This is a genomic window from Endozoicomonas sp. 8E (assembly GCF_032883915.1).
Classification (GTDB): domain Bacteria; phylum Pseudomonadota; class Gammaproteobacteria; order Pseudomonadales; family Endozoicomonadaceae; genus Endozoicomonas_A.
Map to the genome: position 1 here is coordinate 234,035 of NZ_CP120717.1, position 21,756 is coordinate 255,790.

The window sequence follows — 21,756 nt, forward strand, 5'->3', positions numbered from 1 at the left end:
AGGGCATTCAAAATTGATTAAACCTTTTAGAGTCGGTTTTATAACGGAAGTTCAAAAATATCAGGGCAGTTGAGCTAAGAAAAAGAAGAACCCTGTCAGGGAAAATAACAGAAAGACATTTTTTTATTGAGAGTCCGGTTTAAACATTGTCTTCGTGCTCTCGATATAACGCTGTTGTTTTAATCGGTTCTCAGCAAAAATACGCTCATTCGATCATCAATCGTTCCCCTGTAGTTCAGTGATTTTCACCTTGTAATCTTCTTCACTGGCGGTCAATACATGTCGGCTATCGGCGCTCAAGGTGGCTGAGAAGAGGCTTGCATTGTGTTGAATGGTGGCTTTTTCTGCCCATGTTCCATCCCTTCTCAGGCCATAAATTTTTGCCTTTCTGTCATGACTGGCGGTCACCACAAGGCAACCATCGGCACTAAAGTTGGCTGACAGGATATAACCTATGTGGACAATGGTGGCTTTTATTAGCCATGATCCATCTTCCTGCAGGCCATAGATTTTTGCTGTGTGATCCATATTGATGATTGCCAGATGTCGGCTATCGGCGCTGAAGTTAGCCGAATTGATCGGCTGTGTGAAGGTAATGCTGGCTTTTTCTAACCATGTTTCAGCGAACTTACGGGTATAGATTTTTGCCGTATTATCACCATCGATGGTTACCACATGGCGGCTATCGGCGCTGAAGTTGGCTGAGAAGACCACATTATCATGCTTAATCACGGCTGTTTTTTTCCATGATCCATCGTCCTGCAGGCCGTAGATTTTCGCCGTGCAATCTCTACTGGCAGTTGCCAGGTGGCAGCTATCGGCGCTGAAGTTGGCAGACTCGACCGTGCCTATGTGTAGAGTAGAGTCATTTTTTACCCATGATCCGGCGGCCCCCAGGCTGTAGATTCTTAGACCGTCTCCTATAATGTAAACCGCCAGATGACGGCCATCGGGGCTGAACCTGGTCACAACGATAAGTCTCTCATGGATAGTGCCCTCTATTTCCCATGATCCATCGTCCGACTGACTATGGATCCGCAACACACCATCGCCGAAGGTGAACACATGGCGCCCATCAGCGCTGAAGTCGGCTGAAATGATTGATATTTCATGGAAAATGCAGGCCTTCAGTTCCCATGACCCATCGTCCTCCAAGCCATGGATTCTCGCTGTTTGTTTTAGACTGGCGGTTAACAGATGGCGGCCATCGGGGCTGAAGGCGGCTGAAATGACCCAGTACTCATAGGTAATGGTGGCTTTTTCTTCCCATGATCCATCATCCTTCAGGGCGTAGATTTTCGCTGTGTGATCTTTACTGGCGGTTACCAGATGGCGGCCATTGGGGCTGAAATTAGCTAAGAGAACCGCATCATTATGGAAAATGGTGGTTTTTGGTTCCCATGATCCATCGTCCTCCTGACCATAAACTTTCGCGGTATTATCATCACTTCCGGTCACCAGGTGGCGACCATCGTTGCTGAAGGTGGCCGAGTTGACTGTTGCACCATGGGTGATTTTGATTTTTTCCACTAACTTGAATTTTTCACATCGAGACATCAGTTTACTGTTGGTGAAAAAGAGTTGAGCAGGAAAAAAAATACTTTCTTTTTGTGTTAAAAGTGACTCGATAGTGTCCTTCTCCGCAAACGGCATCAACCAATCACGGAGTTGTTGCTCATCTTTTGTCCTGACGAGAGTCTTCAGTGGATTTTGGTATTCTGAAGGAAATCGGCGGTACCATGCTCTTTCCAGAGCTTTTTCTTCTTTAACAAGATCGCGAAGGTATTTGCATGTCTTTGCTAAACGGGTAATCTCGCGAAAACCCAAATAGCGAACAATCATAGATTTTTGCTCGTTGGGCAAACAGAAGAATAAAGATTCATTTTGGTGATAGACACTAACGTCCCTGCCTGCACTGACAGCCATGGACGCTTCTTCCGGTGGGGGGCACTCAGGTGCCGACAAGAGTGAACCGTCATTGCCGGGATTGTTGTTCAAAGGATTCATGCCTGGTTCCTCCAGAGCTCCAGAGTCAATATTTATCCTCACATAGAAAAGGACATTCAAAATGGCTTCGGTCTAAATAGAGTCGGTTTTGTAATGGAAGTTCAAAATATTGAGGTCAATGACATTAAGAAAAAGAAGAGCCCTGACCCGGGAAAAGGATAGAAAGAAACTTTTTCATTGAGAGCCCACTGCAAAAATTGCCATCGTGCTCTCGATATAAGGCTGTTTTTTAATCGGTTCTCAGCAAAAAGACGCTCATTCGATCATCAATCGTTCTTCTGTAGTTCAGTGATTGTCGCCGTGTGATCATTACTTATGGTCAACACACTTCGGCCATCGGGGCTGAAGATGACTAAGTAGACCGCACTCCTGTGAGAAATGATGGCTTTTTCCCCCCATGACCCTGTGGGTTCCAGACCATAAATTTTCGCTGTTTTGTCATCACTGGCGGTCACTACCAGGCAGCTGTCGGGACTGAAGGTGGCAAAGTTGACCTCCTTTTCGTGGTAAATGGTGGCTGTTATATCCCATGATCCATCAGCCTGCAGGGCATGGATTTTTGCCGTCTTATCCTCACTGGTGGTCACCATATGGTTGCTATCAGGGCTGAAGCTGGCCGACGAGACCCAGGAGTTGTACTTAAAGGTGTATTTTTCTTTCCATGAACCATCGGTTTGCAGGCCGTGGATTTTTACCGTCTTGCCACTGATGGTCACCACATGGCTGCCATCGGGGCTGAAGGTGGCGGATTTAACCTCATTATCATGGGGAATGATGGCCATTTTGTCCCATGATCCATTGGCCTGCAGGCCATAGATTTTTGCCTTGCCATCCTTACTGGCAGTTACCACATAGCTGCCATCGGCGCTGAAGGTGGCCAGCGTGAAATTCTCATGGGAAATGGTGCCTTTTACCTCCCATGAGCCATCGTCTTCCTGACCATAGATTGTCACAGTGTTATCTCCACTTGAGACCAATAAATGGCTGCTATCGGCGCTGAAGCTGGCCGATAGGATCGGAGAAATATGCCTGATAGTGTATTTTGCTTCCCAGGATCCTTTGGTCTCCCGGGTCCAGATTTTCACCGTACTATTCATACTGGTGGTCAATAAGTAGCGGCCATCAAGGCTGAAGTTGGCTGAGCTGATCGCAGATTCATGGGGAATGGTGGCTTTTATTTTCCACGATCCATCGTCCTCCTGAACACAGATTTTCGCTTGCCAGTCCCAACTGGAGGTCACCACTTGATGACAATCGGGGCTGAAGGGGGCTTCGAAAACAAGATATTTATGGGGAATGGTGGTTTTTACTTCCCAGGAACCATCCGTCTTCTGGCCAGAGATTTTCGCTGTTTTATCAAAGCTGGCGGTCGCCACATGGCAGCTATCGGCGCTGAAGGTAGCTGTTTTAATAGTGTCATTATGGGGGATTTCGATTTTTTTCACCGGCTTGAATGTTTCACATTGAGACATCAGTTTACTGTTGGTGAAAAAGAGCTGAGCAGGAAAAAAAGTACTTTCTTTTTGTGTTAGAAGTGAATCGATAGTGTCCTTATTCGCAAACGGTATCAACCAATCACGGAGTTGTTGCTCATCTTTTGTCCTGACGAGAGTCTTCAGTGGATTTTGGTATTCTGAAGGAAACCGGCGGTACCACGCTCTTTCCAGAGCTTTATCTTCTTTAACAAGATCGTGAAGATATTTGCATGTCTTTGCTAAACGGGTAACCTCGCGAAAACCTAAATAGCGCATAATCATAGATTTTGATTCGTCAGGCAAACGGAAGAACGAAGATTTATTCTGGTAATAGACAGTAACGTCCCTGCCCGCCGAGACACCCGCTGGCACTCCTTCCAGTCGAGGTCGGTTGGGCGTTGGCGGGAATGTACCCTCATCGTTGGAATTGTTTTTCAAAGGGTTCATATCGGCTTCCTCCAAAGCTCCAAAATCAGAATTTATCCTTGCTTGGAAAAAGCATTCAAACCTGATTAGATTCAGTTTCAGTTAGAGTCGATTTTTATAATGGAAGTTCATAACATTAAGGTCAGTGAAACTGAGAAAAAACAGAGCCCTGATCCGGGAAAATGATATAACGCTGTTTTTTTAATCGGTTCTCAGCAAAAAGACGCTCATTCGATCATCAATCGTTCTTCTGTAGTTCAGTGATTGTCGCCGTGCGATCATTACTTATGGTCAACACATTTCGGCCATCGGGGCTGAAGGCAGCTAAGGAGATCCCTTCCCTGTGAGAAATGATGGCTTTTTTCTCCCATGATCCTTTGAGCCCCAGACCATAAATTTTCGCTGTTTTGTCATCACTGGCGGTCACTACAAGGCAACTATCGGGACTGAAGGCGGCTGACAGGACATGATCCTGGTGGTAAATAGTGGCTTTTACTTTCCATGATCCATCAGCCTGCAGGCTATGGATTTTTGCCGTGTTATCCGCACTGGTGGTTACCATATGGTTGCTATCAGGGCTGAAGCTGGCCGATATGATCCGGGCGTTATGGGCAAAGGTGTACTCTTCTTTCCATGAACCATCGGTTTGCAGGCCGTGGATTTTTACCGTCTTGCCACTGATGGTCACAACATGGCCGCCATCGGGGCTGAAGGTGGCGGATTCGACCAAATTATCATGGGGAATGATGGCTATTTTGTCCCATGATCCATCGGCCTGCAGGCCATAGATTTTTGCCTCGCAATCGGCACCAGCGGTCACCACATGACTGCCATCGGGGCTGAAGGTGGCCTTCACGACTGTAATTGATTTGTTATGGGGAATGGTGGTTTTTACTTTCCATGAGCCATCGTCCTCCTGACCATAGATTGTCACAGTCCTATCTCCACCTGAGGCCGACAAATGACTGCTATCGGGGCTGAAGCTGGCCCATTGGACCGGTGAATTATGCCAGATAGTGTATTTTGCTTCCCATGATCCATCGGTTTTCTGGCCACAGATTTTCAACGTGTCATCCAAACTGGCGGTCAATAAGTAGCGGTCATCGGTGCTGAAGGTGGCTGAACTGACCATGAAATCATGATGAATGGTGGCTTTTACTTTCCACGATCCATCGTCTTCCAGAACACAGATTTTCGCTTGGTGGTCGCTAGCTGCCACCATTTGATGACCATCGGCACTGAAGCTGGCTGAGAAGACAAAACCTTCATTAGGAATGGCAAGTTTTGCTTCCCATGATCCATCGGACTTCTGGCCAGTTATTTTGACTGCATCACGAAAGGTGGCAGTCACCACATGGTAGCTATCAGGGCTGAAGGAGGCTTTTTCGATAGCCCCGGTATGGAAGATTTCGATTTTTTTCACCGGGCTGAATGTTTTACATTGAGACATCAGTTTACTGCTGGTGAAAAAGAGCTGATGAGGAAAAAAAGTACTTTCTTTTTGTTTTAAAAGTGAGTCGATGGTGTCCTTATCCGCAAATGTCTTCAACCAATCACGGAGTTGTTGCTCGTCTTTTGTCCTGACGAGAGTCTTCAGTGGTTTTTGGTATGCTGAAGGAAACCGGCGGTACCATGATTTTTCCAGAGCTTTTTCTTCTTTAACAAGATCGTGAAGATATTTGCATGTCTTTGCTAAACGGGTAATCTCGCGAAAATCTAAATAGCGAACAATCATAGATTTTTGTTCGTCGGGTAAACAGAAAAATAAAGATTCATTTTGGTGATAGACACTAACGTCCCTGCCTGCACTGACAGCCGTCGACGTTCCTTCCATTGGAGGTTGCTCAGGTATTGACGAGAATGGACCGTCATTGCTGGAATTGTTTTTCAAAGGGTTCATATCGGGTACCTCCAAAGGCCAAAGACAGTATTTATCCTTGCCTGGAAAAAGCATTCAAAATTGATTAGATTCTGTTGCAGTTGGAGTCGATTTTATGATGGAAGTTCATAACATTAAGGTCAGTGAAACTAAGAAAAAACAGAGCCCTGATCCGGGAAAATGATATAACGCTGTTTTTTTATCGGTTCTCGGCAAAAAGACGCTCATTCGATCATCAATCGTTCTTCCATTAGTTCAGTGATTGTCGCCGTGTGATCTGCACTTACGGTCAATACATTCCGGCCATCGGGGCTGAAGGCAGCTAAGGAGATCCCTTCCCTGTGAGAAATGATGGCTTTTTTCTCCCATGATCCTTTGAGCCCCAGACCATAAATTTTCGCTGTTTTGTCATCACTGGCGGTCACTACAAGGCAACTATCGGGACTGAAGGCGGCTGACAGGACATGATCCTGGTGGCAAATAGTGGTTTTTACATCCCATGATCCATTGGCCTGCAGGCTATGGATTTTTGCCGTGTTATCCGCACTGGTGGTTACCATATGGTTGCTATCAGGGCTGAAGCTGGCCGATATGATCCGGGCGTTATGGGCAAAGGTGTACTCTTCTTTCCATGAACCATCGGTTTGCAGGCCGTGGATTTTTACCGTCTTGCCACTGATGGTCACAACATGGCCGCCATCGGGGCTGAAGGTGGCGGATTCGACCAAATTATCATGGGGAATGATGGCTATTTTGTCCCATGATCCATCGGCCTGCAGGCCATAGATTTTTGCCTCGCAATCGGCACCAGCGGTCACCACATGACTGCCATCGGGGCTGAAGGTGGCCTTCACGACTGCAAGTGATTCGTTATGGGGAATGGTGGCTTTTACTTTCCATGAGCCATCGTCCTCCTGACCATAGATTGTCACAGTCTTGTCTGCACCTGAGGCCGACAAATGACTGCTATCGGGGCTGAAGCTGGCCCATTGGACCGGTGAATTATGCCAGATAGTGTATTTTGCTTCCCATGATCCATCGGTTTTCTGGCCATAGATTTTCAATGTTTTATCGAAACTGGCGCTCAATAAGTAGCGGCCATCAGCGCTGAAGTTGGTTGAGCTGAACGTATATTTATGAGAAAGGGTGGTTTTTACTTTCCACGATCCATCGTCCTCCAGAACACAGATTTTCGTGTGGCGGCTGGCACCAGTGGTCGCCATTTGATAACCATCGGCGCTGAAGGTGGCTGAGAAGACAACACCTTCATCAGGCAGGTCGAGTTTTGCTTCCCATGATCTATCGGTCTTCTGGCCAGTTATTTTCACTGCCTCACCAAAGCCGACAGTCACTACATGACAGCTATCAGGGCTGAAGGAGGCTGCATTGATGTCCTCGGTATGGGGGATTTCAACTTTTTTTACCAGGTTGAATGTTTTACATTGAGACATCAGTTTACTGCTGGTGAAAAAGAGCTGATGAGGAAAAAAAGTACTTTCTTTTTGTTTTAAAAGTGACTCGATGGTGTCCTTATCCGCAAATGTCTTCAACCAATCACGGAGTTGTTGTTCGTCTTTTGTCCTGACGAGAGTCTTCAGTGGATTTTGGTATGCTGAAGGAAACCGGCGGTACCATGATTTTTCCAGAGCTTTTTCTTCTTTAACAAGATCGTGAAGATATTTGCATGTCTTTGCTAAACGGGTAATCTCGCGAAAACCTAAATAGCGAACAATCATAGATTTTTGTTCGTCGGGTAAACAGAAGAATAAAGATTCATTTTGGCGATAGACACTAACGTCCCTGCCTGCACTGACAGCTGTCGACGTTCCTTCCATTGGAGGTTGCTCAGGTATTGACGAGAATGGACCGTCATTGCTGGAATTGTTTTTCAAAGGGTTCATATCGGGTACCTCCAAAGGCCAAAGTCAGTATTTATCCTTGCTTGGAAAAAGCATTCAAAATTGATTAGATTCTGTTGCAGTTGGAGTCGATTTTATAATGGAAGTTCATAACATTAAGGTCAGTGAAACTAAGAAAAAACAGAGCCCTGATCCGGGAAAATGATAGAAAGGCATTTTTTTATTGAGAGCACGGTTTAAACGTTGCAATTGTGCTCTCGATATAAGGCTGTTTTTTAATCGGTTCTCAGCAAAAATACGTTCATTCAATCACCAATCATTCTTCAGTAGTTCTGTGATTCTTGCTTTGTTATCTCTGGAAACGGTCATCACATTTCGGGCATCGGCGCTGAAGGTGGCTGAGACAACCTCCCCGTTGTGAGGAATGATGGCTTTTTCCCGCCATGATCCACCAACCTGCAGGCCACTGATTTTCGCCGTGTTATCATCGCTGGTGGTAACTACATGAAGGCAATCGGCGCTGAAGTTGGCAGAGTTGACCGTCCTGTTGTGGTGAATGCAGGCTTTTTCTTCCCACGATGCATTGAGCTTGTGGCTATAGATTTTTGCCGTGTTATCAGCACTGGCGGTCACCACATGGCGGCCATCAGCACTGAAGCTGGCTGCGCGGACCGCACCATCATGATGAATCCTGGTTATTTCTTGCCATGATCCATCGGCTTGCAGGTCACAGATTTTTGCCGTGCTATCTAAACTGGCGGTCACCAGATGGCAGCTATCGGTGCTGAAGTTGACACAGGTGATTGTGCTCTTGTGTTGAAGCGGGGCTTTTTTTACCCATGATCCAGCGGCCCCCCGGGCATAAATTTTTAGAGCGTAATCTATACCGAGGATCACCAGGTGTCGGCCATCGGGACTGAGCCTGGCCGAAGTGACATAACTTTCATGAACAGTGCCCTCCAGTTTCCATGAGCTATCATCCCCCTGACTATGGGTCTTCACCGTTCTATCGCCACTGACGGTCACCACATGGTGGCCTTCAGTACTGAAGTTGGCAAAATGAATCAATTTATCATGAGAAATGGTGGCTCTTACCTTCCATGATCCATCGTCCTCCAGATCATAGATCTTTGCTGTTTTATCGTGACTGGCGGTTAGCAGATGGCGGCCATCGGCGCTGAAGGTGGCTGAAATGACCCAATTATTATGGGTAATGGTGGTTTTTAATTCCCATGATCCATCGTCTTCCTGAAAATACACTTTCGCTGTTTTATCGGCACTGGCGGTCATCAGGTGGCGGCCATCGGCGCTGAAGTTGGCTGAGACAAGCCAGTCGCCATGGGTAATGGTGGTTTTTGATTGCCATGATCCATCGTTTTCCTGAGCATAAATTTTCGCTGTTTTATCGGCACTGGCAGTCAGCAGATGGCGGTCATCGGGGCTGAAGGTGGCGGTCTTGATTTTTCCAGCGTGGGTGATTTCGGTTTTATCCACAAACTTAAATTTTTCACACTGAGACATCAGTTTACTGTTCGTGAAAATTAACTGGGCAGGAAAATAAATACTCTTTTGTTGTTTTAAAAGTGATTCGACAGTGACCCTATCGGCAAACGGCTTCAACCAATCACGGAGCTGCTGCTCATCTTTTGTCCTGACAATGGTCTTTGGCTGATATTGGTAGGGTGAAGGAAACTGGCGATACCATGCTCTTTCCAGAGCTTTATCGTTGTCAACAAGATTGCGAAGAAATTTGCATACCTTTCTTAAACGGGTAATCTCGCGAAAACCCAGATAGCGAATAATCATACGCTGTGTTAATTCGGGCAAATTCAGGAATGAACTTTGACTTTTCCCGTAGACAGTCACTTCCTTACCTGCACTGAAACCTGTTGGTGCTTCCTCCAGCTGAGGTTGCCCGGGTGTTGGCAAAAGTGAATTGTCAATGCTGGCATTGCTGTTTATTGGGTCCATGCCCGATTTCTCTTAAGCTCCAGAGTCACTGCTTATCCCTGCCTGGAAAGGGCATTTGAAATTGATTTGATCTGTTTGACCCGGTTTTATAATGGAAGTTCAAAAGAGTGAGCTATACGATCATCAATCGTTCTTCCATAGTTCAGTGATTCTCACCTTGTTATCATCACTGACGGTCACCACATGTCGGCTATCGGCGCTGAAGATGGCTGAAGTGACTGCATTATTATGTTGAATGGTGGCTTTTTCCAGCCATGATCCACCCGCTTGCAGGCCACTGATTTTCGCCGTGTTATCAGCACTGGCGGTCACAACATGGAGACCATCGGTGCTGAATGTGGCTGAGTGGACAGAATCGTCATGAACAATTGTGGCTGTTTCTTTCCATGATCCATCAGCCTGCAGGTCACAGATTTTCGCCGTGTTATCATCGCTTGCAGTGATTAGATGGTGGCTATCGGTGCTGAATGTGGCTGAGCGGACAGAATCGTCATGAACAATTGTGGTTATTTCTTGCCATGATCCATCGTCCTGCAGATTACAGATTTTCACTTTGCCGTCCCAACCGGCGGTTGCCAAGTGGCGGCTATCGGCACTGAATTTGACAGAGGCAAAGTTCTCGTATTGAAGGGTGTTTTTTTCTACCCATGGTCCAGCAGCCCCCTGACCATAGATTTTTAGAACAAAATCTTTAACGAAGATCACCAGATGACGGCCATCGGGGCTGAGCCTGGCCCAAATGATAGATCTTTCACGAATAGTGTCCTCTACTTCCCATGATCCATCGTCCCCCTGACTAAGGATTTTCACCTTATGATCGCTACCGACGGTCACCACATGGCGGCAATCAGCAGTGAAGTTGGCTGGAAGGACCCAGCAAGTATGGGTAATGGTGGTTTTTATTTCCCATGATCCATCCTCCTCCAGACCATAGATTTTCGCTGTTCTATCGTGACTGGTGGTGACCAGATGACGGCCGTCGGCGCTGAAGTTGGCTGAATTGACTCGGCGAGCATGGGTAATGGTGGCTTTTATTTTCGATGATCCATCGTCCTCCAGACCATAGATTCTTGCTGTTCCATGGACATTGGCGGTCACCAGATGGCGGCCATCGCGGCTGATGTTGGCGAAGAGGACACCATGATCATGGGAAATGGCGACTTTTGGTTGCCATGATCCATCGTCCTCCTGAACACAGATTTTCACTGTTTTATCGAAACTGGCAGTTATCAGATGGCGGTCATCGGGGCTGAAGGTGGCCTTTTTGACTCTGTCTCTGTGGAGGATTTCGGCTTTATCCACTAACTTGAATTTTTTACATTGAGACATCAGTTTACTGTTGATGAAAAGTAACTGAGCAGGAAAATAAAGACTCTTTTGTTGTTTCAGGAGTGACTCGACAGTGCCCCTGTCCACAAAAGGCTTCAACCAATTACGGAGTTGTTGCTCATCTTTTGTTCTTACGATGGTCTTTGGTTGATATTGATAGGGTGAAGGAAACTGGCGATACCAGGCTCTTTCCTGAGATTTATCGTTTTCAACAAGATCGCGAAGATATTTGCATACCTTTTTTAAACGGGTAATCTCGCGAAAGCCCAGATAGCGAATAATTATACGCTGTGTTAATTCGGGTAAATTCAGGAATGAACTTTGACTTTTCACGTAGACAGTCACTTCCTTACCTGCACTGAAACCTGATGCTGCTTCCTCTAGCTGAGGTTGCTCAGGTTTTGGCGAGAGTGAATTGTCAATGCTGGCATTGCTGTTTATTGGGTCCATGCCTGATTTCTCATAAGCTCCAGAGTCGCTATTTATCTCTGCCTGGAAAGGGCATTTAAAATTGATTCGATCTGTTTGACCCGGTTTTATAATGGAAGTTCAAAAGAGTGAGGTCAGTGGAATGATTCGATCATCAATCCTTCTTCCGCAGTTCAGTGATTTTCGTGATGTTATCTTCAGTGACGGTCACCACATGTCGACTATCGGCGCTGAACATGGCTGAGGTGACTGCACAATCATGTTGAATAATGACTTTTTCCAGCCAGAATCCACCGGCCTGCAGGCCAATGATTTTGGCCGTGTTATCATCACTGGCGGTGACCACATGGAGGTCATCGGCGCTGAAGTTGGCTGAGTTGACCGCCCCCCTGTGGGTAATACAGGCTCGTTCTTGCCATGATCCATCGTCCTGCAGGCTGTAGATTTTGGCCGTGTTATCTTCACTGGCGGTCACCACATGTTGGCAATCGGCGCTGAAGTTGGCTGAGAAGACCCGACCGTCATGACAAATCCTGGTTATTTCTTTCCATGATCCATCGTCCTCCAGGTGACAGATGTTCACCGTGCGATCTAAACCGACGGTTACCAGATGGCAGCTGTCGGTGCTGAAGTCGGCAGAGTCGACCAGTTTCTTGTGCCGGAGAGTGCCTTTTTTTACCCATGATCCAGCGGACCCCTTACCATAGATTTTCACAACTCCATCTAGATCGGAGATCACCAGATGATGGCCATCGGAGCTGAGCTTGGCCGAAGTGATTTTTCCGTCATAAACAGTGTCTTTTACTACCCATGAGCCATCATCCACCTGACTGGAGATTTTCACACTAGCCCCATCGAAGGTCACCAGATTGTATCCATCAGCGCTGAAGGTGGCTGAAAAGATCATCCAGTCATGGGAAATGGTGTTTTTTATTTCCCATTGTCCGTCTTCGTTCAGACCATAGATTTTTGCTGTGTCACAATCACTCATGGTTATCAGATGTCGGCCATCGGGACTGAAGTTGACTGCATTGCCAAAGCCACAATGGGGAATGGCGGTTTTTTCTTCCCATGATCCATCGTCGGCCAGACGACAGATGTTCGCTATATTATCGTAACTGAAGGTTACCAGGTGGCGGCCATCGGGACTGAATTTGGCTGCAAGGACCTTGTCCCGATGGAAAATGGTGGCTACTGGTTCCCATGATCCATTGTCTTGCTGAGCATAAATTTTCGCTGTTTTATCGTTACTGGCGGTTGCCAGATGGCAATCATCGGGGCTGAAATTGACTATTCTGACTTCTCTGTGATGGATAATTTCGAGTTTTTCCACTAACTCGAATTTTTCGCATTGAGACATCAGCTTACTGTTGATAAAAAGTAACTGAGCAGGAAAGTAAATACTTTTTTGTTGTTTTAAGAGTGACTCGACAGTGTCCCTATCCGCAAACGGCTTCAACCAATCACGGAGTTGTTGCTCGTCTTTTGTCTTGATAATGGTCTTTGGGTGATATTGGTAGGGTGAAGGAAACTGGCGATACCAGGCTCTTTCCTGAGCTTTATCGTTTTCAACAAGATCGCGAAGCTGTTTGCATACCTTTTTTAAACGAGTAATCTCGCGAAAGCCCAGATAGCGAATAATTATACGCTGTGTTAATTCGGGTAAATTCAGGAATGAACTTTGACTTTCCACGTAGGCAGTCACTTCCTTACCTGCTCTGAAACCTGTTGGTGCCTGGTTCAGCTGGGGTTGCCCAGGTGTTGGCGAGAGTGAACTGTCAATGCTGGCATTGCTGTTTATTGGGTCCATGCCTGATTTCTCTTAAGCTTCAAAGTCAGTACTTATCCCGGTCTGGAAAGGACATCCGAAATTGATTTGATCTGTTTGACCCGGTTTTATGATGGAAGTTCAAAAGAGTGAGCTACACGCTCATTCGATCATCAATCGTTCTTCCATAGTTCAGTGATTCTCACCTTGTCGTCGTCACTGACGGTCACCACATGTCGACTATCGGCGCTGAAGTTTGCTGAGGTGACTGCATAATCGTGTTGAATGATGACTTTTTCCAGCCATGATCCACCCGGTTGCAGACCACTGATTTTCGCTGTGTCATCATCACTGGTGGTCACAACATGGAGGCCATCGGTGCTGAATGTGGCTGAGCGGACAATATCGTCATGAACAATTGTGGCTATTTCTTGCCATGATCCATCGGCCTGCAGGTTACAGATTTTCGCCGTGTTATCATGACTGGCGGTGACCAGATGGCGGCTATCGGCGCTGAAGGTGGCTGAGATAACATATCGGTGATGATCAATTGTGACTATTTTCTTCCATGATCCATCGTCTTGCAGGCTAAAGATTTTCACTCTGCCATCCCCGCCGGCGGTCGCCAGGTGGCAGCTGTCGGCACTGAATTTGGTAGAGGCGATGGTACTGTATACACGGGTGTTTTTTTCTACCCATGATCCAGCAGCCCCCTGAACATAGATTTTTTGAACGGTATCTTGACCGAAGATCACCAGATGACGGCCATTGGGGCTGAGATTGGCCGATCTGATAAATCTTTGATGAACAGTGTCCTCTACTTCCCATGATCCATCGTCCCCCTGGCTAAGGATTTTCACCTCATCACTTCCGGTGGTCACCGCATGACGGCCATCAGTACTGAAGGTGGCTGAAAGGACCGGGATAGTATGGGTAATGGTGGTTTTTATTTCCCATGATCCATCCTCCTCCAGACCATAGATTTTCGCTGTTTTATCGTTACTGGCGGTGACCAGAAGACGGCCATCGTCACTGAAGGTGGCTGTATTGATCTTGCCAGTGTGGGTAATGGTGGCTGTTATTTTCGATGTTCCATCGTCTTCCAGACCATAGATTCTTGCTGTTTTATCGACATTGGCGGTCACCAGATGGTGGCCATCGCGGCTGACGTTGGCAAAGAGGACACTACGATCATGGGAAATGGTGACTTTTGGTTCCCATGATCCATCGTCTTTCTGAACATAGATTTTCACTGTTCTATCGCGACGGTTTATCAGGTAGGGGGCATCGTGACCGGTGGTCACCAGATGGCGGTCATCGGGGCTGAAGGTGGCCGTCTTGACTTTGTCTCTATAGGGGATTTCGGCTTTATCAACTAACTTGAATTTTTTACATTGGGACATCAGTTTACTGTTGATGAAAAGTAACTGAGCAGGAAAATAAAGACTCTTTTGTTGTTCTATGAGTGACTCGAGAGTGCCCCTGTCCGCAAACGGCTCCAACCAATGACGGAGTTGCTGCTCATCTTTTGCCCTGAGGATGGCCTTTAGTTGAAATTGGTACGGCGAAGGAATCTGGCGATACCAGGCTCTTTCCTGAGTTTTATCATTTTCAACCAGATCGCGAAGATGTTTGCACACCTGTTTTAAACGGGTAATCTCGCGAAAGCCCAGATAGCGAATGATTACACGTTGTGTTATTTCCGGTAAATTCAGGAATGAACTTTGACTTTCCACGTAGACAGTCACTTCCTTACCTGCACTGAAACCTGTTGGTGCTTCTTCCAGCCGAGGTTGCCCAAGTGTTGGCGAGAATGAATTGTCAATGCTGGCATTGCTGTTTATTGGGTCCATGCCTGATTTCTCTTAAGCTCCAGAGTTATTAATTATCCCTGCCTGGAAAGGACATTCGAAATTGATTCGATCTCTTTGACCCGGTTTTATAATGGAAGTTCAAAAGAGTGAGCTATACGCTCATTCGGTCATCAATCGTTCTTCCATAGTTCAGTGATTCTCACCTTGTGATGGTCACTGACGGTCGCCACATATCGGCTATCGGCGCTGAAGATGGCTGAGATGACCGCATCATCGTGTTGAATGATGGCTTTTACCCGCCATGATCCACCCCGTTGCAGGCCACTGATTTTTGCCGTGCTATCATTGCTGGCGGTCACAACATGAAGAACATCGGGGCTGAATGTGGCTGAGCGGACAGAATCGTCATGAACAATTGTGGCTGTTTCTTGCCATGATCCATCGGCCTGCAGGTTACAGATTTTCGCCGTGTTATCATTGCTGGCGGTGACCAGATAGCGACTATCGGCGCTGAATGTGGCTGAGCAGACACAATCGTCATGAACCATTGTGGTTATTTCTTGCCATGATCCATCGTCCTGCAGGTTACAGATTTTCACTGTGCGATCAAAACTGGCAGTTGCCAGGTGACAGCTATCGGCACTGAATTTGGTAGTGATGAGGCTCTTGTGTTGTAGGGTGAGTTTTTCTACCCATGATCCGGCAGCCCCCTGACCATAGATTTTTAGAACAAATTGACTATATAAGATCATCAGATGACGGCCATCGGGGCTGAGCTTGGCCATAATGATAGATATTGCATGACTTGGACGACTTGCATGAATAGTGTCCTCCAGTTCCCATGATCCATCGCCAACCTGACTAAGGATGTTCACCCTGTTATCCCCAGCGATGGTCACCACATGACGGCCATCAGCACTGAAGCTGGCTGAAAGGAGCCAGTGAGTGAGGGGAATGGTGGCTTTTATTTCCCATGATCCATCCTCCTCCAGACCATAGATTTTCGCTGCTTTATCGTTACCGGCGGTGAGCAGATGACGGCCATCGGCGCTGAAGGTGGCTCTATTGATCCGGCGAGTATTGGTAAAGGTGGCTTTTACTTTCGATGTTCCATCGTCCTCCAGACCATAAATTCTTGTTATTCTATCATCGAGATTGGCGGTCACCAGATAGCGGCCATCGGGGCTGACGTTGGCTAAGAGGACTCTATGATCATGGGAAATGGCGACTTTGGATTCCCATGATCCATCGTCCTTCTGAACATAGATTTTCACTGTTTTATCGAAACTGGCAGTGACCAGATGGCGGCCATCGGGGCTGAAGGTGGGCGTCTTGACTTGGGATCTATGGGAGATTTCGGCTTTATCCACTAACTTGAATCTCTCACACTGAGACATCAGTTTACTGTTGATAAAAAGTAACTGAGCAGGAAAATAAAGACTCTTTTGTTGTTTTATGAGTGACTCGACAATGCCCCTGTCCACAAACGGCTTCAACCAATTACGGAGTTGTGGTTCGTTCTTTGCCCTGAGGATCGCCTTTAGTTGAAATTGGTAGGGTGAAGGAAACTGGCGATACCAGGCTCTTTCCTGAACTTTATCGTTTTCAACAAGGTCGCGAAGCTGTTTGCAGACCTTTTTTAAACGGGTAATCTCGCGAAAGCCCAGATAGCGAATAATTATACGCTGTGTTATTTCCGGTAAATTCAGGAATGAACTTTGACTTTTCTCGTAGACAGTAACTTCCCAACCTGCACTGAAACCTGTTGGTGCTTCCTCCCGCTGAGGTTGCCCGGGTGTTGGCAAGAGTGAATTGTCAATGCTGGCATTGCTGTTTATTGTGTTCATGCCTGATTTCTCTTAAGCTCCAAAGTCAGTACTTATCCCCACTTGGAAAGGACATTCGAAATTGATTCGATCTGTTTGACCCGGATTTATAACGGAAGTTCAAAATAGTGAGGTCAGTGAAATTAAGAAAAAGAACAGCCCTGATTCAATACGCTTATTCGATTATCAGTTCAGTGATTCTCACCTTGTTATCTTTAGTGACGGTCACCACATGAAGGCAATCGGCGCTGAAGCTGGTAGAGTTGATCAGGCCCCTGTGACTAAAAGTGGCTTTTTTTACCCATGATCCAGCGGCCCCCTGACCATAGATTTTTGCAACTGCACCTATACCGGTGGTCACCAGATGACGGCCATCGTAGCTGAGCCTGGCCGAAGCCATATATCCGTCATGAACAGTGTCCTCTACTGCCCATGAGCCATCGTCCAACTGACTACAGATTTTCACACTATCCACACTGACGGTCACCAGATTACACCCATCAGCGCTGAAGGTGGCTGAAACGATCATTCCATTATGGGAAATAGTGTTTTTTACTTCCCATTGTTCATCTTCGTCCAGGCCATAGATTGTCGCTGTTTTATCGTCACTGGCGGTTGCCAGACGGCGTTCATCGCGGCTGAAGTTGACTGCTTTGACTTTTTCATCATGGGTAATTTCGATTTTTTCCACTCACTTGAATGTTTCACATTGAGACATCAGTTTACTGTTGATGAAAAATAACTGAGCAGGAAAATAAATATTCTTTTGTTGTTCCATGAGTGACTCGACAGTGCTCATATCCATAAAAGTCTGCAACCAATTACGAAGTTGTTGCTCATCTTTTGTCCTGACGATGGTCTTTAGTTGCGATTGAAGGGGTGAAGGAAACTGGCGAATCCATGCTCTTTCCAGAGTTTTATTATTTTCAACAAGATCGCGAAAATATTTGCATCCCCTCTGGCTTTCTGCACAGGGGAAAATTTCAGGCAATAAAAAACCCCACGCCACTTTGTTCAAAAGAGAGGTGAGGCTTGCTTAGCAAAATCGTCGTAAACCCTCGCCCAATCGAGGGTGTCGCAAAACTCTCTCCAGCGTGGGAACGAGTTGACTCCCGTCATTCCCGACTTCATTCTCGTCATTCCCGACTTCATTCTCGTCATTCCCGCGAAGGCGGGAATCCACACTGACTCTCCGCCAAAACCATACTGCCCGGTGCCCCCCTGGCCTTGTCATCCCCGAGAAGGCAGAGACCAACTGTTGGCCCTGGATTCCCGCCTTCGCGGGAATGACGACCTCAGAGCATGGGAACGAGCTGTTGGAGTTTTGCGACAGCCTCAATCGGGCGGGGATATAAGACGGGAACGCAGAGCGTTCCGGTTGAGTATTTGTACGTAGTTGGTTATATTTTCCATCGGTCTGTCTCTATGCAGAGACTCACGGTGACGAAAACCAAGCACTGTTAACAAAAAATTAAGGCAGAGACAACTGCCCAACCGCCCTTGAAGAACCAGACGAGCCCATACCTGAGTGACCCGTTAAGGCTGCGGCAAATCAAACAAAAGACCAATAAATAACCGAGGGGCACCCGGTTACTGCTGATGGAGGCTTCTGTGTAAGTCCAGTCGCTATAGGCTGGCTGTAGCCTGTGAAGTCAGAAGCCTCGCCTGACAAGGCGGGGAGTGTCACCTTGGAAAAAACATCCCAAAAGCGTCATCAAAAGTCAAAGTTTGAACAATTTCACTGTCATCAATCGTCAGACTCAGTATCAATCTTTTTCTGGAAATCTGTATACAACGGTACAGGAAGTAAGCCTACACCGGCTTTCATACATGAGCTTTGTACATGTTCTCGCCAAAACGGCCATACATGATAGCCAACATTATTCTTTAGAAACTCCTCAATGCACTCTCGGCGAACTTCATTATCCGATTTATAACGGACTGAATAGGTAGCAATAATCTCTGCCTTTAAAAAGTCATCCTGATCTTCATCGAACCTCAGATCAGCGGCCCTCAGACCAACGCTATACTCAAAATCGTATAAGAAATGGTTACTGGACTCAGCTTCAAGCTCCTTAACGGTATAACTTCTTACACCTTTAAAGGACTGCACTTTAAACTTGTCAGAGAGTTCGGGTGACTCAATATCCTCATGGAAAAAGACATGTCCTTTCCTCAAAAAAACCGCGACAAACTTTAGCTGGCTACCTGCCTCGTTGAGCAATTTCTGGTTCATAGATTATGCAAATTTCAATTCATTATCGCCATTGACGGGAACAGTCTCACGCTTTCTGGCAGATGCAGGAAAATAGATTACGTTAACACTATCAGAGCCACACCAGTCATGATGGGGAACAGGAGCATTAAGCCGCAGCCCTGTTTTGGCATCATTGATCATGACTGTAGGCTTTATATCCAGCGCATAGCAGATGTCAGCGAGGGAACGCAATGTCATGTTTCTTGCGCCATCTAGCACTTGGCTAACATAAGACCTGGATTTTGATAATTTTCTTGCCAATTCTGCCTTACTGATGCCTTTATCTTCCATTATGACCAGAATATCTTCTGTTACATTCATGATCAGATCTTCCTGAGCGCAAGCTTTTTTATTACTCTCTGACTCATTAGCCCAATCTTCAAAAAAGCTACTCATAACCCATCACCTTCTTCAATTTCCCGCCAATTATTACAAACCTTAGTGATATCTTGCGCCTTTAGCTTTTGAAAATCCTTGTAAATAAAGTGGCTTATAAAACACTTGCCTGGATACTTCTTCGATCGCCATAAATACGCTCGCAGCGGAATCTTCTTAATAGCACGAAATTTAGAACCATCAGGAAGATCGCCTTCTTTTGGAAAGTTCTCCTTGGTCATTCTGTGGCCATCAGCCAATCTCACCAGTAGAGACCGCATCTGTGCCTTTAATTTGTTGCTTTTCATCGGCTGCGGTGCATGCTTGGCAAGAACTTCATCAAGACTTTCCTTTGCACCCTTACAGTACACTATCGTGTAATGTGTACCTACGTACTTATCAAGCTCATCCATATCCGAGGCGAACTATATGTTTATATATATGTAAACATCAACCATTGCGCAAATAAAAAATCCCCAACCCCCTTTGCGCAGAAAACTGAGTAGCAAAAAATCCTTTTGATTCATACAGTTAATGAGAACATGACAACCTATAACTTTTTGCTATAGAACCTTGGTGTGTCTGGGGTGCTGACTTCACCGCATCAAGATATACATAAACAGCACCATTCACAAATCAATCAACCCATGACGCTTACGGGCATCTGCAATCACCGTCAGCACGACTCTATCCAACTGATCACACCTGTCGAGGTATAAATGCTTCCAGACCGCAAAGTCCCGGCACCAGTTTTGCCGGATGATCCCACACCGCTTGCGAACTTCTCTATCGGAATAAAGGTATTGGTCAGTTGATACAAAGTGACGATAATTCAGCACAGTTAGAGCAACGACATCACGAATTTTATCCGCTGTTGCAGGCCGGTAGTTCCGCTCACTTTCTAACAACCGGATAGAGACATCATCGTTTAGCCAGGTAAAAAAGTGCCCTTGCTCCGGTCAAGTCGTCTGTTAATATTTTTTACCTGAATGCCTTTATTTATCTATCACTGGAATGCAGTTCCGGTACATTAAAAAATGCCGCACATTCCCGGGAACATTTTCTTTTCTGCCATGTCTAAATTACATGTCCTGAATTATCCAAATTTCGAAGGTGAAAAAAATGAAAAAGACATGGAAACCATCCGGCGTAAGAAAATATCTGGTCGGCTCACTGTTCTGCTTTGTTTCAAGCGCTATTGCCAGTTCTGAAGCGAGTATTGACGCTGTGCTTGCGGAGTTGAACTCAAGGCCAGAACCTGTGAACTATCAAAAAGTCAGGCGTCTGACTGGCGGGCGCGGCCCCATTTACTCCATTGATCAGTACCCTGGTTATATCCTGAAAATCGACCGGGGAAATTTAGGTCGAGTGACCTCTGCCTGGTCATTTTTTGAGGCTTTTGGCTTGAAACACCTGTTTGTTCCACAAATGCTCCCAGTGATCGTAGGTGGTGAGGAGATGTTGCTTACAGAGCGGGTCAATATACCAACAGATAGTTTTGCACACTATATGGAGTTCAGTCTGAACCGCAAAGGTTATGGTGATGCTATTAAGGATCTGACGGCGCTGGCCTGCATGAGGGAAATTCCTGACTTTACCATTAATGGAATGCTGACAGGAGAGCGTATTCGTTACGATAATATTCCTCCTTTTCAAACAGTGGATAACAATGGCAATACTCAATACAAGGTCGCTTTGATTGACCTTGATCATTACTATGACACTTTACCCGTCCGCCGCCGCCCTGCATTAGAGATTGTTCGTGAAGTCGTGGAAGCTTTTCCCTGGGCTTTGGACGATATTCTGGAAACCGCTTCCTATCATCGAAGCTGCTTTCTGACAGGTGATAATATCCGTTGGTTGCGTGATTTCGCTGATGAGCAGTCAATCAGAAGGTACACAATGTATGAAGGATATCATGATTATCTGTTAGCCAAAGGCATTAATCCGATGTCAGCTTCCGTGCACCTGGATACACTCTATCAGGCACCCGGGGAGTTCAAACTGACCTTGAGGCACGACTATGATACAGCGGTTCTTAATCTGGCAGAGGTTATTTACAATACAGCGAAAGAGAAAATGCAAGTTAAGAAAAAACAGAATGTTAAAGGCTATAATGCCCGTATCAGCTATGTGGATAGTCATGCCCTTGAATACCTCACAAATATTAAACAGCAGTATATAGATGCCTATATGGATCTTGAAAAGGGTGTTGAAGAAGGTAATGCATTATTCTTGGAAGCAGTTGCTTTATTAGAAGAAAACAAACTGATTTACAGAGCATCTGTTGACCGGAATCGACTGAATGTGCTTATCTATTTTTGAGTGTAAACTTTCGGCA

17 protein-coding genes are annotated in these 21,756 nt (G+C 46.1%); 2 read left to right on the forward strand and 15 right to left on the reverse strand.

Features of this window, described 5'->3' with window-relative positions; all coding sequences use genetic code 11:
* Positions 1-216 precede the first annotated feature (216 nt).
* The 11 genes from P6910_RS00945 to P6910_RS00995 all read right to left on the reverse strand — a co-directional run bounded on the left by P6910_RS00945 (position 217) and on the right by P6910_RS00995 (position 17,774).
* Complete coding sequence (locus tag P6910_RS00945; RefSeq protein ID WP_317144414.1) at positions 217-2,007, reverse strand: F-box/WD40 repeat-containing protein; 1,791 nt, start codon at positions 2,005-2,007, stop codon at positions 217-219.
* A 266-nt stretch (positions 2,008-2,273) separates the two neighbouring features.
* Positions 2,274-3,929, reverse strand: a complete 1,656-nt coding sequence (locus P6910_RS00950) for an F-box/WD repeat-containing protein (protein WP_317144415.1) — start codon at positions 3,927-3,929, stop codon at positions 2,274-2,276.
* Between the two features lie 217 nt (positions 3,930-4,146).
* Positions 4,147-5,808 (reverse strand): F-box/WD40 repeat-containing protein, encoded by a 1,662-nt coding sequence (locus P6910_RS00955; RefSeq protein WP_317144416.1) that lies wholly within the window; start codon positions 5,806-5,808, stop codon positions 4,147-4,149.
* A gap of 203 nt (positions 5,809-6,011) precedes the next feature.
* Positions 6,012-7,688: an F-box/WD40 repeat-containing protein gene (locus P6910_RS00960; RefSeq protein WP_317144417.1), complete on the reverse strand. Its 1,677-nt coding sequence runs from the start codon at positions 7,686-7,688 to the stop codon at positions 6,012-6,014.
* A gap of 267 nt (positions 7,689-7,955) precedes the next feature.
* Entirely contained in the window at positions 7,956-9,617 is a 1,662-nt protein-coding gene (locus P6910_RS00965) for an F-box/WD repeat-containing protein (protein ID WP_317144418.1), read from the reverse strand.
* 123 nt (positions 9,618-9,740) lie between these two features.
* Positions 9,741-11,396: an F-box/WD40 repeat-containing protein gene (locus tag P6910_RS00970; RefSeq protein WP_317144419.1), complete on the reverse strand. Its 1,656-nt coding sequence runs from the start codon at positions 11,394-11,396 to the stop codon at positions 9,741-9,743.
* A 133-nt stretch (positions 11,397-11,529) separates the two neighbouring features.
* Positions 11,530-13,185 carry an F-box/WD repeat-containing protein gene (locus tag P6910_RS00975; protein ID WP_317144420.1) on the reverse strand — a complete coding sequence of 552 codons (1,656 nt, stop codon included), beginning with the start codon at positions 13,183-13,185 and terminating at the stop codon, positions 11,530-11,532.
* 131 nt (positions 13,186-13,316) lie between these two features.
* Positions 13,317-14,996 carry an F-box/WD40 repeat-containing protein gene (locus P6910_RS00980; RefSeq protein ID WP_317144421.1) on the reverse strand — a complete coding sequence of 560 codons (1,680 nt, stop codon included), beginning with the start codon at positions 14,994-14,996 and terminating at the stop codon, positions 13,317-13,319.
* Positions 14,997-15,127: 131 nt separating this feature from the next.
* Entirely contained in the window at positions 15,128-16,804 is a 1,677-nt protein-coding gene (locus tag P6910_RS00985) for an F-box/WD repeat-containing protein (RefSeq protein WP_317144422.1), read from the reverse strand.
* 154 nt (positions 16,805-16,958) lie between these two features.
* On the reverse strand, positions 16,959-17,474 hold the full coding sequence (locus P6910_RS00990) for a WD40 repeat domain-containing protein (RefSeq protein ID WP_317144423.1): 516 nt from the start codon (positions 17,472-17,474) through the stop codon (positions 16,959-16,961).
* A complete protein-coding gene (locus tag P6910_RS00995) occupies positions 17,475-17,774 on the reverse strand; it encodes a hypothetical protein (protein WP_317144424.1) in 300 nt (99 codons plus the stop codon).
* An 81-nt stretch (positions 17,775-17,855) separates the two neighbouring features.
* Here P6910_RS00995 and P6910_RS01000 point away from each other — a divergent pair, with 81 nt between their 5' ends.
* Positions 17,856-18,179, forward strand: a complete 324-nt coding sequence (locus tag P6910_RS01000; protein ID WP_317144425.1) for a hypothetical protein — start codon at positions 17,856-17,858, stop codon at positions 18,177-18,179.
* Between the two features lie 351 nt (positions 18,180-18,530).
* Here the strand turns inward: P6910_RS01000 and P6910_RS01005 are convergent, their stop codons facing one another.
* The 4 genes from P6910_RS01005 to P6910_RS01020 form a co-directional block, all read right to left on the reverse strand.
* Complete coding sequence (locus tag P6910_RS01005) at positions 18,531-19,019, reverse strand: hypothetical protein (protein ID WP_317144426.1); 489 nt, start codon at positions 19,017-19,019, stop codon at positions 18,531-18,533.
* Positions 19,020-19,022: 3 nt separating this feature from the next.
* Positions 19,023-19,436, reverse strand: a complete 414-nt coding sequence (locus P6910_RS01010; protein WP_317144427.1) for a helix-turn-helix transcriptional regulator — start codon at positions 19,434-19,436, stop codon at positions 19,023-19,025.
* Entirely contained in the window at positions 19,433-19,828 is a 396-nt protein-coding gene (locus tag P6910_RS01015; RefSeq protein ID WP_317144428.1) for a hypothetical protein, read from the reverse strand. The genes P6910_RS01010 and P6910_RS01015 overlap by 4 nt, the downstream gene beginning before the upstream one ends.
* 216 nt (positions 19,829-20,044) lie before the next feature.
* Complete coding sequence (locus tag P6910_RS01020) at positions 20,045-20,323, reverse strand: hypothetical protein (protein WP_317144429.1); 279 nt, start codon at positions 20,321-20,323, stop codon at positions 20,045-20,047.
* 214 nt (positions 20,324-20,537) lie between these two features.
* Between P6910_RS01020 and P6910_RS01025 the strand changes: the two genes are divergently transcribed.
* Complete coding sequence (locus tag P6910_RS01025; protein WP_317144430.1) at positions 20,538-21,740, forward strand: hypothetical protein; 1,203 nt, start codon at positions 20,538-20,540, stop codon at positions 21,738-21,740.
* Positions 21,741-21,756: the final 16 nt, after the last annotated feature.

What these genes read in the sequence shown, in the direction of transcription:
- P6910_RS00945 (WP_317144414.1), bottom strand. Translation starts at nt 2,007, where the DNA reads ATGAATCCTTTGAACAACAATCCCGGCAATGACGGTTCACTCTTGTCG.
- P6910_RS00985 (WP_317144422.1), bottom strand. Translation starts at nt 16,804, where the DNA reads ATGAACACAATAAACAGCAATGCCAGCATTGACAATTCACTCTTGCCA.
- P6910_RS00965 (WP_317144418.1), bottom strand. Translation starts at nt 9,617, where the DNA reads ATGGACCCAATAAACAGCAATGCCAGCATTGACAATTCACTTTTGCCA.
- P6910_RS00970 (WP_317144419.1), bottom strand. Translation starts at nt 11,396, where the DNA reads ATGGACCCAATAAACAGCAATGCCAGCATTGACAATTCACTCTCGCCA.
- P6910_RS01015 (WP_317144428.1), bottom strand. Translation starts at nt 19,828, where the DNA reads ATGGATGAGCTTGATAAGTACGTAGGTACACATTACACGATAGTGTAC.
- P6910_RS01005 (WP_317144426.1), bottom strand. Translation starts at nt 19,019, where the DNA reads ATGAACCAGAAATTGCTCAACGAGGCAGGTAGCCAGCTAAAGTTTGTC.
- P6910_RS01010 (WP_317144427.1), bottom strand. Translation starts at nt 19,436, where the DNA reads ATGAGTAGCTTTTTTGAAGATTGGGCTAATGAGTCAGAGAGTAATAAA.
- P6910_RS00980 (WP_317144421.1), bottom strand. Translation starts at nt 14,996, where the DNA reads ATGGACCCAATAAACAGCAATGCCAGCATTGACAATTCATTCTCGCCA.
- P6910_RS00975 (WP_317144420.1), bottom strand. Translation starts at nt 13,185, where the DNA reads ATGGACCCAATAAACAGCAATGCCAGCATTGACAGTTCACTCTCGCCA.
- P6910_RS00950 (WP_317144415.1), bottom strand. Translation starts at nt 3,929, where the DNA reads ATGAACCCTTTGAAAAACAATTCCAACGATGAGGGTACATTCCCGCCA.
- P6910_RS01025 (WP_317144430.1), top strand. Translation starts at nt 20,538, where the DNA reads ATGAAAAAGACATGGAAACCATCCGGCGTAAGAAAATATCTGGTCGGC.
- P6910_RS00955 (WP_317144416.1), bottom strand. Translation starts at nt 5,808, where the DNA reads ATGAACCCTTTGAAAAACAATTCCAGCAATGACGGTCCATTCTCGTCA.
- P6910_RS00960 (WP_317144417.1), bottom strand. Translation starts at nt 7,688, where the DNA reads ATGAACCCTTTGAAAAACAATTCCAGCAATGACGGTCCATTCTCGTCA.